Annotated in this window: 10 protein-coding genes, 1 tRNA gene and 2 pseudogenes; 5 read left to right on the forward strand and 8 right to left on the reverse strand. The window is 50.4% G+C overall.

From position 1 onward, the window contains the following. Positions 1-480 precede the first annotated feature (480 nt). Together GEI7105_RS0110110 and GEI7105_RS39015 are read right to left on the reverse strand one after the other, a co-directional pair. Positions 481-1,071, reverse strand: a complete 591-nt coding sequence (locus GEI7105_RS0110110) for a Uma2 family endonuclease (protein ID WP_017660351.1) — start codon at positions 1,069-1,071, stop codon at positions 481-483. Between the two features lie 30 nt (positions 1,072-1,101). Beyond that, positions 1,102-1,284: a hypothetical protein gene (locus tag GEI7105_RS39015; protein WP_017660352.1), complete on the reverse strand. Its 183-nt coding sequence runs from the start codon at positions 1,282-1,284 to the stop codon at positions 1,102-1,104. 57 nt (positions 1,285-1,341) lie between these two features. Between GEI7105_RS39015 and GEI7105_RS0110120 the strand changes: the two genes are divergently transcribed. Continuing rightward, entirely contained in the window at positions 1,342-1,683 is a 342-nt protein-coding gene (locus tag GEI7105_RS0110120; RefSeq protein ID WP_017660353.1) for a nucleotidyltransferase family protein, read from the forward strand. A gap of 63 nt (positions 1,684-1,746) precedes the next feature. Here the strand turns inward: GEI7105_RS0110120 and GEI7105_RS0110125 are convergent. Together GEI7105_RS0110125 and pyk are read right to left on the reverse strand one after the other, a co-directional pair. Next, positions 1,747-1,818 (reverse strand) — tRNA-Thr (locus GEI7105_RS0110125). A gap of 92 nt (positions 1,819-1,910) precedes the next feature. Beyond that, positions 1,911-3,707, reverse strand: a complete 1,797-nt coding sequence (gene pyk / locus GEI7105_RS0110130; protein WP_017660354.1) for a pyruvate kinase — start codon at positions 3,705-3,707, stop codon at positions 1,911-1,913. 243 nt (positions 3,708-3,950) lie between these two features. Here pyk and GEI7105_RS0110135 point away from each other — a divergent pair, with 243 nt between their 5' ends. After that, the gene (locus GEI7105_RS0110135) at positions 3,951-4,163 is read left to right on the forward strand and encodes a type II toxin-antitoxin system HicB family antitoxin (RefSeq protein WP_017660355.1); all 213 of its coding nucleotides are present in this window, start codon (positions 3,951-3,953) and stop codon (positions 4,161-4,163) included. Here GEI7105_RS0110135 and GEI7105_RS0110140 read toward each other — a convergent pair. Both GEI7105_RS0110140 and GEI7105_RS35940 read right to left on the reverse strand, forming a co-directional pair. Further along, the gene (locus tag GEI7105_RS0110140) at positions 4,160-5,686 is read right to left on the reverse strand and encodes a phytoene desaturase family protein (protein WP_017660356.1); all 1,527 of its coding nucleotides are present in this window, start codon (positions 5,684-5,686) and stop codon (positions 4,160-4,162) included. The genes GEI7105_RS0110135 and GEI7105_RS0110140 overlap by 4 nt on opposite strands. A 531-nt stretch (positions 5,687-6,217) precedes the next feature. After that, positions 6,218-7,281: pseudogene (locus GEI7105_RS35940) on the reverse strand (IS630 family transposase). Between the two features lie 56 nt (positions 7,282-7,337). Here GEI7105_RS35940 and GEI7105_RS35945 point away from each other — a divergent pair. Next, a complete protein-coding gene (locus GEI7105_RS35945; protein WP_017660357.1) occupies positions 7,338-10,034 on the forward strand; it encodes a Calx-beta domain-containing protein in 2,697 nt (898 codons plus the stop codon). 159 nt (positions 10,035-10,193) lie between these two features. After that, the gene (locus GEI7105_RS0110160) at positions 10,194-10,778 is read left to right on the forward strand and encodes a hypothetical protein (RefSeq protein WP_144053745.1); all 585 of its coding nucleotides are present in this window, start codon (positions 10,194-10,196) and stop codon (positions 10,776-10,778) included. 63 nt (positions 10,779-10,841) lie between these two features. On the opposite strand, the pseudogene GEI7105_RS35950 reads toward GEI7105_RS0110160, so the two are convergent. Both GEI7105_RS35950 and GEI7105_RS0110180 read right to left on the reverse strand, forming a co-directional pair. Next, positions 10,842-11,914 (reverse strand): annotated as a pseudogene (locus tag GEI7105_RS35950) (ISKra4 family transposase). A 383-nt stretch (positions 11,915-12,297) separates the two neighbouring features. Beyond that, on the reverse strand, positions 12,298-12,831 hold the full coding sequence (locus tag GEI7105_RS0110180; RefSeq protein WP_017660362.1) for an REP-associated tyrosine transposase: 534 nt from the start codon (positions 12,829-12,831) through the stop codon (positions 12,298-12,300). A 150-nt stretch (positions 12,832-12,981) separates the two neighbouring features. On the opposite strand from GEI7105_RS0110180, the gene GEI7105_RS37070 reads away from it, so the two are divergent. Next, positions 12,982-13,182: a hypothetical protein gene (locus tag GEI7105_RS37070; protein ID WP_202804395.1), complete on the forward strand. Its 201-nt coding sequence runs from the start codon at positions 12,982-12,984 to the stop codon at positions 13,180-13,182. Positions 13,183-13,318: the final 136 nt, after the last annotated feature.

Consider the following 13,318-nt stretch of genomic DNA (forward strand, 5'->3'; position numbering starts at 1 on the left):
TGGCTCTCGAATTTTCAATTTTTTGTATTATGGTATACATTTATAACCACAAACTCCGAAGACCCGTTTATTTAATTCGTCGGCTTGGAGACTTCCCAGTTTTTGCTTTAGTCTTCCATACACCCATCCATCTGAGTAGGCTCTTCGGAGTTTAGGGTGACAGAAAAACTAACTTCACGAGATTTCAAGGGTTTTGGCTCTCGAATCTTCAATTTTTTGTATCATGCTATACATTTATAACCACAAACTCCGAAGACCCTCTGAGTAAAAGCTAGATTTTTCTAAAATTTGTTTTAGTTGTTTCAAAAACTCTTGTCTCATTTGCGATCGCCGGTATGATTTATACGAATAAACTAGCACATTTTTTAGATAAAGGCCAGGAAATTTTATTCAGAATTTTGACTCTATTAAATTGCCATAGTAATCCTGGATAGTCTTTCGGTTAAGGAATTTATAAAAAAAGATTAGAAGGAAAGTTTTTTATATCTGCTTCCGAAACTCAATGACAGCATCCAAAGGATTCTCCGCCGTCACGTACTGCGACAACAACACTATATCCAAACCCGGTAACTGCTGACTTCTCTCACACTCCACATAACCCTTTTCACCCAAACAGTAAATCGTAAACCGTCCGTTTTCCCAAAACCAAACCTCGGGAACTTCCAAACCTTCGTAAATGGCGAGACTGTCGATTCCTCCAGAGGTAAAAACCACTTCGAACGCCAAATCAGGACGCGATTTTTCTTCCCCGAAACAGTAACATTCATCCGGTTCGACTCCCCGCGATTTCACTTCCCGGCGAAACGTCGTCGAACCCAACCCGAAAAACGGGGTTCGCGTTTCTTCCAAATACGCATCTAGCAACCGCGCGATGTTGCGTTTAATAAATTCGTGGTTTCGACTCGGAGACACAAACTGTAAGGTTCCGTCGAGATACTTCAGGCGCAAACTGGGAAAGTCATCGCCGAGGAGTTCCAAAAAAGCTTCGTATTTTTCCCAACTGACACCGTGGAGTAGCAATTTTTGGGAGGTGTCGGGCGATCGCTGTTCTGCGAGAAGGTCGAAAGTCATCGCCGTACTGAAGGCTCGTTACCACTTCCATTATAGGGGAAGTTCCCGCGAAGATATCGCGATGAAAAGATTTTTTTCAGCTTCGTTCGTCGAGGGATTTTGGCGATCGCCTCGCTGTTCTAACAGGGAAGCGTAATCCGCCCAAGTTCCGGGCGATCGTAACACGCTTCCCGGTGAAAGATAGAGTTGTTCGGGACTGACGACGGTTCGCATAGATAGTTAAAATAGAGAGCGATCGCTTCTATTTTAAACCGTTCGATTTTCAAACCTATGGCGAACCCCACCGCTCTCGAACCCCGCCTTCAACAACGGTTAGGGCTGTCTCTGGCAGAAATTGCCGCCTTCTGCCAACGGTGGCAAATTCGGCAATTTGCCCTATTCGGTTCCATTCTCCGCGATGATTTTGGGGCAGATAGCGATATCGATTGTCTGGTGAGTTTTTTACCCAACGCTCGCCAAGGCTTGTTAACTTTGGCTAAGATCGAACACGACTTGGAAACTCGATCCGGACGTCAAGTCGATATCGTACCTAAAGCCTCGGTTGAAACCAGCGAGAACTGGATTCGCCGCCAGGACATTCTACAGACGGCGCAACTCATTTATCGACAATAAACAAACTTGTGGATGTTGGGTTGAGCGGAGTCGAAACCCAATCGACTTCTTTCCAACAAAAAAAGCCGATGACGAGATTTGAACTCGTGACCGCTCGATTACGAATCGAGTGCTCTACCACTGAGCTACATCGGCAACGGATATTAATTATAGCACGTCGGCAACGAATGTCAACCACTCCTCGCCGAAATTTGCAGACATCCCACAAACCCGGCGAGGTGGGTGAGTTAAACCTTCAGCAAATCTTCCGTTTGCACCGAAGAGGACGCCCCAGAATACACCAAACCCCGTTGAATATCGAGAGTGAGAATCGACCCTTCCCGAATCAACTTCGTGGCGTTTTTCACCCCGACGATGACCGGCTTACCCAACTGCGAACAGATAATCGCGGCGTGACTGGTCAAACTGGATTCTTCCGTTACCACTCCCGAGGCTTTCTTCAACACCTCAATGAAATTGGCGTCGGTACTCGCCGTCACGAGAATTTCCCCAGGGCTGAAGTTCGCCACGGACATCGCATTGCGGGCGACTCGCGCCGGACCGCTGACGGTTCCCGACATGGTACCCAATCCCGTCCCCTGACCGAGAACGGCGGTAACGACTTCCACTTTCACCAAGTCCGTGGAACCGGACACCCCTTGAAGCGTTCCGGCGGTCATCACCACTAAATCCCCCTCGCTGACGAGTTGGTTTTCCAAGGCCACGTTAATCGCCGCTTGGAAGGTTTGGGAGGTCGAAGGTAAATCCAGCACCAGCAGGGTTTTCACGCCCCACACCAGTTGTAACTGACGGGCGACGTTCACATGGGGCGTCACCGCTAAAATCGGCGGTTTCGGGCGGAATTTAGAGACGTTGCGGGCGGTAGACCCAGATTTCGTTAGGGTCATAATCGCCGAAGCGTCCAGTTGGTCGGAAATCTGACCCACCGCTTGGCTGATGGCGTTGGGGATCGATCGCCCGGTTTCGTCCACCCCCGAAACGTTCTGGATAATTTTTTCGCGTTCGATGCGCTGGGCGATTTGCGCCATCGTGGCCACGGCTTTGACGGGGAACTGTCCCACCGCCGTCTCGTTGGACAGCATTACCGCATCGGTTCCGTCGAGAATGGCGTTGGCCACGTCGGAGATTTCGGCGCGGGTGGCGCGAGGACTCGACACCATGCTATCGAGCATTTGCGTGGCGGTAATCACCGGAATTCCCAAGCGGTTGGCGGTGACGATGAGGCGTTTTTGCAAAATGGGAACGTCTTCGGCGGGAAGTTCGACCCCCAAGTCTCCCCGCGCCACCATCACGCCGTCGCTGAGGGAGAGAATTTCTTCCATCTGTTCGATGGCTTCGTGTTTCTCGATTTTGACGATGACGGGGACGGATTTTCCGGCGCTGGAAATCAGTTCTTTAATTTCGAGTACGTCTTGAGGGTTGCGAACGAAACTCAAGGCCACCCAGTCTACGCCTTGGTCGAGACCGAACATTAAATCGGTACGGTCTTTGTCCGTCAAGGCTTTAACGGAGAGGTAGACGCCGGGGAAGTTGACCCCTTTGTTGTTGGAGAGGACGCCACCGACGACGGTACGACAGTAGAGTTCTCCGGCGGCGGGATCGACTTTTTCGACGCGCATTTCCACCCGTCCGTCGTCGAGGAGAATCGTCGCACCTTCGGGAACTTCCCGCGCTAGGGGTTCGTAGGTAATCGAGGAGACTTCCTGGGTTCCGGGGATTTGGCGACTGGTGAGGGTGAAGGGGTCGCCGTCGGCGAGTTTAATCGATCCCGTCTCGAATTTACCTAACCGGATTTTCGGTCCTTGAAGGTCTTGGAGAATTCCGACGGGTTGGTTTAACTCGAAGGAGGTTTGACGAATGAGGCGGATGTTGCGTTGGTGGTCGTCGTGGGTTCCGTGAGAGAAGTTGAGTCGGAGAGTGGTAGCCCCGGCCAAAATCAACTCCCGCAGCACGTCGGGTTTGCTGGTTGCAGGGCCGATCGTCGCTACGATTTTCGTGCGGCGCAGGGGAGGTCGTCGTTGCATGAACTCTTAGGTCTCTAAACAGATCGATCGATAATAGATGCGTGCTTCGCAAAAGTCTTATCCCGATAGTGTCTCACGATCCCCGGTGTTCGATCGCCTTTTTTTCAGATTTCTAGGCGATCGCCCCGATCTTCTAACGCTAACGCGCCCCCTGAGACCTCCCAAGCGGCGCGTCTGGCGGACAGTTTGAGTCCCGAGTCGTTACTGTTTCGGTAGCATTCTGAAACAAGCAGGTTTGCGATAATGCGGTATTTAATTGTGATTGAAAAAACCGAAACCGGTTACTCTGCTTACTCTCCCGATTTACCGGGTTGCGTGGCGACAGGTCAGACTCGCCAGGAGATAGAACAGAATATGCGTGAGGCGATCGCGTTTCATCTCGAAGGTTTGAAAGCTGAAAACTTGGAGATTCCTTCTCCGCAAGCCTCATCTACCTATATCACCGTTTCCGCCTAAAATCCGAGTTCCTGCAACACCGCCTGATGTTTTTCTAACGGTGCGATCGAATTGGCGACGATGTTCCCACTGGCGGCCACCGCAGGAACGCCAATCCCCGGAAACGTAGAATCGCCACAACACCAAAATCCCTCGATGGGGGTGGTTCCGCTGGGGAACAATCCCTGTTCTGCGGTGATGGCGGGGCCGTAAGTTCCCCGATGTCGCCGTAAAAACCGCTGATGAGTCAGCGGCGTTCCCACCAGCGAGACTTCAATCCGTTCTCGCAAATCGGGGATAACACGCTCGATCGCCTTCCACAGCACCTCGCCTCGGTCTCGTTTCTGCTGCTGGTATTCCTCACTGCGGCGATCGAGTCCCTCCCAAAGATCGTAAGGTTCCGTTCCCGGCGTATACGCATGAATCACGTGCTTTCCCTCCGGCGCCAAACTCCGATCGAGTACCGACGGAATCGACACCAAGACAATATTTTGAGGTTTCGTAATCTCCCACTCCTTGACGACGATATAATGACAATCCAAATCCTCGGGAAGTCCCGCCGCGTCAATTCCCGCGTGCAAGTGCATAAAACTGTCGCATTGAGGCGTTTCTAACTTTTCCCGTCGGAAGCGATCGGGGAGCGCACCATCGGCAAACAAATCTAACGTATCCCACATCGAAGCATTCGACACCACCGCTTCCTTCGCAATAATTTCCTTACCATTCCGCAGTCGCACCCCCACCGCGCGATTCTGCTGCACCAAAACCTCCTCCACATGGGCGTTCAGCATCAAACGACCGTCGTACTTTTCTAACCCTCGCACCAGAGCTTCAATAACCGCACCGCTGCCCCCGAGAGGATAGTCCAACACCACACCGGGGCGATACCACTCCGCAAACATAAACGCCATTTCCGCCGCACTGATGCCCTTCGCCGGAACCCCAGCCAGCAGGAAACAGAGCATATCCATCCAGTTGTAGACGAACTCGTCCGTCACCACCTCTTGGAGAATCTCGCTGAAGGGCTTGGTGAGTTTGAGGGCGTCCAACCCATAACCGATGAAATTGGGGAGATACTTACCCACCGTGAAAATCGCGCCCAAATCTAAGCGCATCGCGGCGGGGGGCATTCCCGTGGCGATTTTGCCCAGGGGTTCCATCACCGCTTGTAACTGGCGCCATTGCGAGGCAGCATTTTCTCCTCGCAGTTTCCGCAGAACGTAAGAAAAGTCATCCGAACCGATCGCCGATTTGAAGTCTCCTTCAGGAAGGCGACATCCCCAAGCGTCGTAAGTGGCACAGGGAACCGTTTCGCCGATGGCGTCGAGAACGTGGCGCAAGGGGTTGGTGGAGGGATAGGACAACCCGGAAAAGAGAGAAGGGCCCGAGTCGAATTTAAAGCCGTTGCGGGTGAAACTGTGGGCGGCACCGCCAGGGATAGCGTGACTTTCGCAGACGGTAACGTCGAAGCCGTATCGCGCCAGCAGTGCGCCACAACTGAGTCCGCCGATTCCGCTTCCAATGACGACGATGTCGGTTTGCATGGAGTTCGAGGGTTGAAGGTGTTGTTAGAGGTAGGGTAACGCGGCGGTTTGGGTCTGCGCTAGGGGGCGGTGCGTGGCGGCGAAGTCAATGTTTGTCGTTGAAACCCATCAGGTATCGACGCCGCAACCACGATTGTTGAAACTGCGATATTTATTGTTCGTTATTAATAACCATATTGCGATAAATCAAAATATTAACTCCGAAGCGAGCGTCCGGAGGTTTAGATATTTCTTTGTAAAATTTTCAAAAAACACTTAAATATCGCAAAAAATTATGAAGTTCTTGCAAGCTTCACTTTTAAATTGGGCTTTTTTTCGTCAATCTGTGTCAAAATCGAGCCACATTTTACGATTTTGCGTTCAAATTAAAAAATAACAAATCGGCACGGGTTAAGTATTTCTATGCTCGATCGACCTTAGTAGCTTTTGTCACTTTAACGTCAAACCGAACCACATTAAATCTAACCTCGACCAAACGATGGCAATCCTTGGTAAGTAGCCCCAGAGAAAAAAAGGAATGTGTGTAAAGGATTATTTCAGGCCTCGAAGGTTGACATACTTAACAGAATGTCCGTGGCGCTCTCCTCGGGCTTCGAGTCCCTCGGTCACGTGAAAAGCCAATTCGGACTCGGATTCAAACATCTGTCCGACTAATTCATCACGTTTAAGATGCTCCCACTCCAATTCAATGGGATTCATTTCGGAACAGTAGGGTGGCAAGAAGAATAAGTACAGTCCTTGAGCTTCCCATTGAGAGAACTTCTGCTGAACTACCTTACTCGTGTGAATCGAACCATTATCGAGTACGATGACGCGGATTCGACCCGTAAGTTCGTAAATTTTCTGGGCTTCATGGGCTTGCTCGTCCATCAGCTTGATGAAGTCTTCACTTTTCCAACTGCCCAAGGCCAAACTACAGACAAAAGTCACTAAGGGTTGCCATAGCCCTAACAGACTCACTCGTTTCCCTCGTTTCTTCGTCTGTTCTTGCCGTTTCTGTTCTCCCTTGAAGTAATAGCTGTAGCTGGCGGCACTCCACAAACAGCATCCCGATTCGTCCGTGTAGAGTAAGTCAATCTCTCCAGCCGCGGCAGCGAGTTCGAGCATTTCCAGGTCGTTTTGCTTAGCTAGGCGCTTTTGGGGGTCTTGTCGTTGTTGATGGCTTATTCGGGTCCGCTTCCAAATGACCCCCTTTTTTTGAGGATCTGACGCAGATACTCAGGACTCAGGTTCACTTGTCGTTCGCGGCGCAGTTTTTCCGCCAGTTGCTCGCTGTTATAGGTTCTTGGGTCATTTCTGAGGCAGTTTTCTAGATATTCGATGTCTTCTTCATTCCAAGTTTTTTTCCGTCCCCGTCCTTGGGCTTCCCACAGTCCCCCTAATCCCTTATCTATCCAAGTCTTGAGAGTTTTCCTCACCGTCTTGACCGTTTGGTGCAGGTGCTCGGCTATCTGTTCGACATACCACCCTTGGTGGCTCAGACGAACGGCTTCGGCTCGGTCTTTGACTCGCTGACTCACCGTCGTTGCCTTCCTCATCTCCCAGAGCGTTCTTTCTTCTTCACGGTTGAGAAACACTCTCAGTCTGGCTCCCATACCTCTGACTCCTTTCTGGGGAAACACTTTATAATCTGTAATATACCTCCTTTTTTTTGTATGACCTGCTTATCTCCGACAACGATATCCTGACCGGAACTGTTAATCCTGACATCATCCAGGCTTTGGGGGGGAACGATCGCGCCGCTGGATTCGCAGCGGACGATCGCATCTTCGGCAACGCTGGCAACGACGTACTGGCCGGGAATACCGGACGCGATACAATTTTCGGCGGACGAGACAACGATACGATCTGGGGCGGACAAGACGGCGATCGCCTCTACGGAGATTTAGGGTTCGATATCATCGCGGGCGACCTCGGCGACGACTTCATCCAGGGGGGAACCTTACCCCCCGAATCTAACCCCGACACCGAAAGTAACTGGCTGTTTGGTAATAAAGGACGAGACACCCTCATCGGCGATGCCGGAGACGACACCCTCTGGGGCGGCCAAGATAACGACTGGCTGCAAGGAGCGTCCGGCGACGATGTCCTCTATGGAGATGTGGGCCGCGATACCCTGACGGGGGGCGAGGGCAACGATATTTTTGCGATCGGTCGTCTAAGCAACGCTCGCTCTACCGGAGGGGAAACCCTAGCCGATGCCGATCGCATCCAGGATTTCAGCCGAGGTGAAGACCGCATCGAACTCCTCGGCGACCTAACGTTTGACGATTTGACGTTAACGGTGGAAGACGGAAACACCGTCATTCGCGATCGCCGCAGCGGTCAGTTTTTGGCCACGGTTCAAGGTGCGATCGACCTCGACGCCAACGACTTTATCCCACTGACGGACGTTGCGGTGACAGAAGTAGCAGAACCCGATTCAAGTGAAGCCTCTACTCCCTCACCGACACCAACGCCAACGTCAACGCCGACTCCCGAACCCACACCCGAACCCGAACCGGAACCCGAACCGGAACCCGAACCGACACCCGCTCCAACGCCAACCCCCGCTCCAACCCCGACCCCCGCTCCAACCCCGACCCCATTACCCGATCCGAGCTACGATTTCTCGGCGGCGACCTTTACAGCAGATGAAGGGGACGACACGAACACCAGTACGGTGGTGCTCTTGAACCGTAGTGGAAATACGACAGTTGTAGAGGACGTGACAGTGGCGTTAGCCGCAGGGACGACGGACGGCGCAACACCGGGAGACGATTTCACGAGCAGTCCGCTTGTCGTCAGTTTTGCAGCGGGTGATGCCAGCAAGACGGTTGATATCGAGATTTTGGGCGATACGGACTTCGAGGCGGATGAAACAGTAGCACTGTCGCTGACGGACTTTAGCGGGGCGGGACGTGCCGGAAGTACGCATCCGACGGCGGTATTGACGCTGACGAACGATGACACGGCTCCGGTTGCACCGACGGCGACGGATGATGGCAGCTATACGGTGAACGTAGGTGAAACGTTAAACATCGCCACCAGTGCAACCAACGATCTGCTCGATAACGACAATCTCGGTTTTCCCACAGCAGAAATTGCCGCGTTTGGTGCGGGCAGTTTGGGCGGTGCAGTGACGGACAATTCGGCGGGCGATTCGGTTAGTTTGGCGGGGGGAACCTTGACTGTGAATGCTGACGGCAGCATCAGCCTCACAAATCCCGATTCTACGGGAACTTACACCGTCGAGTATCAGTTAGAAAATTCTCAAGGAAATAATACGGCAATTCTAACGATTGAGGTTCAAGAACCGCCCGCCGTTACTGATGATTCTTACGTTGCAAACGTCGGGGAAACTTTGAAAATTTTAATGGCGGATTCTAACGACATTCTCGATAACGATACGGTCGGATATCCAGCCGCGACAATTACCAGTTTTGGCGGCGGTGATTTGACTGGTTCTGCAACTACAAATACCGCAGGAGATTCTGTCAGCTTGGCAGGTGGAATGTTGGCTGTAAATTCTGATGGAAGCCTGATATTTGAGAATCCCGACACTGCCGGAACTTACAGTTTTAACTATCAGCTAGAAAATGCAGCGGGAACGGATAACGGCACAATTACAATTGAGGTTGTTGCTGTGCCACCGACGGCGACAGATGATAGCGGTTATGTGGTTGCACAGGGAGGAACGCTAACGATTACGACGGCAGCCACCAATGATTTGCTCGATAACGACACGTTAGGTAGCCCCGCATCTACGATAACAACGTTTGGTGGCGGCGACCTTGGGGGAACTGTAACGACGAATACTGCCGGTTCTGCTGTTAGTTTGGCGGGTGGAACGTTGACGGTAAATGGGGATGGTAGTTTCAGTTTACTCAATCCGACCACGACCGGAACCTACAGTTTTGACTACCAGTTATCGAATGTTGGTGGAACCTCTGATGGCACGGTTAACATCCTGGTTGGCATACCGCCGGTTGCGGTTGCCGATGGTATTGACGATCCGGCAACAGTTGACAATGAGGAATTGTATGTGCTAATATTCGATCTAACTGGTCAGGTTTACAATGCCAGCCCGTTTACACCATTCGGCGGCTTGCTCGGTAACGATTCGTTAGGCTCCCCGGCTGCGTCGATTACCAGTTTTGGTGGCGGCGCTTTAGGGGGTGCTGTAACGGATCATGCGGCAGGTAGCTCGGTGGCGTTAGCGGGAGGTACGCTGACGGTTGGTTCTGATGGTAGTATTACTTTGGTTAATGCTAGTCCTGCCTTTCTGGGAACTCATACCTTCAGTTATCGTTTGGCAAATGCTGCTGGTTTGAGCGATGCCAGTGTTACTCTCAATGTTCTTCTCTAAAACTTCAGTTACCTAACTGTTCTTTGTTCATAACCATTACAAGATCGGCGATCGCACTACCGCACGTCTCGGTTGCCTCACCCTCCTACTCACCCTCAACCTCGATAAAATTGTCCGGTTTGCGCTTATACACACGAGAGAAAACAGGAGAAATACCCGATGTACAACCCTAACGCGGGAAATAATGGAACTCAGGTGGTTCATTTGAGTTCTGAAGAAAGTCAGCAATTATTAGTAGACAGTTTTAAAAGGGGTTTTTATACAACTGCAAAAGCAGCGACAATCGCAGTTGGATGTTACGGTCTAACGAGGAGAATGTTCAATCATTCTATGTTCACCCGGTTGATAAAAAGCAAATTGAACTTACCGGAGTTTGTACTACGTAATGTCTCACCTTATTATGAGGGTAAGGCGGTATTGAACGATCTGGTCTCCATCGTGGAATCTAGCAAAGCCGGTAATTACCTGAAGGTGGCGCGGGTATCGACAGGGTTATTTTTCGGAGTGAGTTTCTGGTATTACCCGTTAGTCGTTTTCATAGCCGACGAAGAGAGTAAGTTACAGTTATCGGAGGTCGTGAAAATGCAGGAGGCTATCAGGCAAAATAATGAGAAATTGATTGCTATGGACTCATCGCTGCCTGACTTAGATCAATTAGAAATTGACAGATTGGAGCGAGTGTATCAGGGGTTGTTAAGGAGCGTAATGACCAATGCACTGGGTCAATTTTCTATAAGCGAGTAGGTAGGGTGCGTTACGGCGAAAAGAAATGTTCGTGGGGTGCATCTCAGTTTTGCAAAAATATTGCTAAAACAGAGTGCCATTTAAGTAAGCACAGCGTAAAGAAAGAATCTTAGAAACATTCTCTACTTTCCATTGCGCTCCCGATATTTTGACTCGCATTCCGATTTGCTTAACACCCGATTCAATTGAGCCTGAACCCACGGAACTGATTTTTTCTTCCTGACAATATTTATAGTTGATTATTCGAGATCTATGAGTTTCCAGATATCGACAAAAGTTGACCGCTTCTTTCTTTTTTAAAGCTCGAAATAAATTGAGAGTTTCTTCAACTTTTCCCAACCATAACAATTTCTCGCCTTGCTTGAGTCGCTTTAACGATCCTCCGACTTTGTAAAGATTTTCTTTAAGATGATACCAGTCTAAAATTTCAATTCTTTGTTCATCTTCTCCCAGATTTTCAAATAAATTCCAAATCCCCGGATGTCCATCTCCCAGACAAAATAGTGGATGAATTAATGGCTGACTGTTAACCCAATCACTTAAAGCCAAGTTGTCTTGGAAAAAAGCTCCCAAATAATTCCCATTTAAACCACACTGCCTTTATAGTCTTTTCCATTGGCAAGGTTCACCCTTCGCAGCGGTGCGTAACCTTATTTTTCCTCCATCCAAGCTAACTTCCTGTACTCCAACTATGGAATTTGGTAGCTCCAAGTTTTGTTTTTGAACGAGTCTTTGTAGTGTACTATGGGAAATTTTTAGTCCCGTCAAAGAGCTTAAATCTTCCTCGGCTCTTTGGTAAGATTCATTGGCACAAACCAAGAGAGCATTTTTTTCCATTTTGGGACTCAATCTACTGTTCGGTTTTAAGTTAAAATAATGGGCTTGTTTGTCAGTGATTTCAACTTCCCCGACAATGGTTTTCAATTTTCGGGGTCGGCCAATTTTGATTTGGCTAACTGCTGAAAAAAAAACTGAGCAATTTCGGGAGAAACTTCTTCTTGTATTTGGTCTCTCAGAGTGGTTTCAATCTTCTCAAAAGTTTGGAGTCTATCTGAAGACGTATTACGATGCAAGATGTCAGCCACCGCTTTGAGATGTTCTTGTAGCTTTTCTCGATCTTCGGAGTTTAAGTTCATTTTGAAATTTTTTAGAGATATCTACTCATATTATTTTACCATGATTTTGGTGTTTTTACGAAAGTGAGATGCACCCTGTTCGTGCGCCACCATAAAATGGAAATCGCCGTCAACACCGCCTCCACATTTGCGCCACCACGTTCATTTCTGACATCATCATCGCACCATCCACGGAACCCCGTATTCGATTTTTTTTATCGTTCCCACGCTCCGCGTGGGCAACGCAATCCCCAGACGCTCTGCGTCGCATGATGGTCGCGCGATGACTGGACGCAGAGCGTCCCGACGGCATTCCCACGCTCTGCGTGGGAACGATGTGAAGGGCTTGGGAACGATGCGAACGAGGCGATTTCAACGCAATCCCCAGACGCTCCGCATTGCCACTAATACCAAGGGTCGATCGCAATCAGACCCTCACTTCCCAGATAGTTGCGAGCGCTAGAATAACGCCAATATTCCGGACGATCGACATAGCCCCGCTTCACCGGATTATTGTGAATATACTCCAGCTTTTCACGCATCATTTCATCACTCAAAATCAGCTCGGCATGTGAACCTTCCTGCCAAACCTGGTGCTCGCGATCGCGCTTGTGAGCCTTTTTAGCAAAGGTAAATCGCTTCAGTAGGGTTTGGGCATTGTGCCGCTGTAGCAAATCGATGAGGCTGCGAGCCGTAAACGACTTAAAACGGGCAACACAGCGATCGAGTCGGGGAGCGTGACCAATAAAATGAAGGTGGTTTTCCAGCACAACATAGCCATACAGCCGGAAACCATCCGTCCGGCGTAGATGCTCCCAGCTACCCAAGACGATCGCGACAGCTTCGGGGCGGGTGAAGATCGGGAGCCACTCGACGACGGTGCAGGTCAGAAAGTGCGGGCGATCGGGTTCGGTAATGACGTAGCGGCTGCGACTCATAGGTTATTGTGTCGTTTCAGGTGGTGGCGACGCAGAGCGTCTGAGGATTGCGTTACCCACGCGGAGCGTGGGAACGATGCGTCACAGCAAATCATGATATCGCCCTGGGTAAAATGGTGTGTAGATCCAGCAGCGGAGGCGTTCCCCCCCATGAAACCATCGATCGCCACAACCCACACGCTCCACATTCCCGCCACCCTCAAATTCCAGGTCACTCCCGAGCAATTTGCCACCCTTGCGAACCACAACCGCGACCTACACCTCGAACGCACCGCCACCGGAGGGGTAGGGTGCGTTCACTTGCGCCTACCAATATCCGTAGTGCCGCGTTTGAAATACGGTATGACATGAAGCATTCCCCGAATCAAGCTGGCGCTACGATTTAGATAATTTCGTTTTTCAGAAATAGCGATCGCCCTGACTCAAAGCTGAGAGGGTGACAAGGTAGACGGAAGCCAGACGGGACAATTGTTTGAGAGAATAGAGG

The organism is Baaleninema simplex PCC 7105, from assembly GCF_000332355.1.
In the GTDB taxonomy this organism is placed as follows: domain Bacteria; phylum Cyanobacteriota; class Cyanobacteriia; order Cyanobacteriales; family Geitlerinemataceae; genus Baaleninema; species Baaleninema simplex.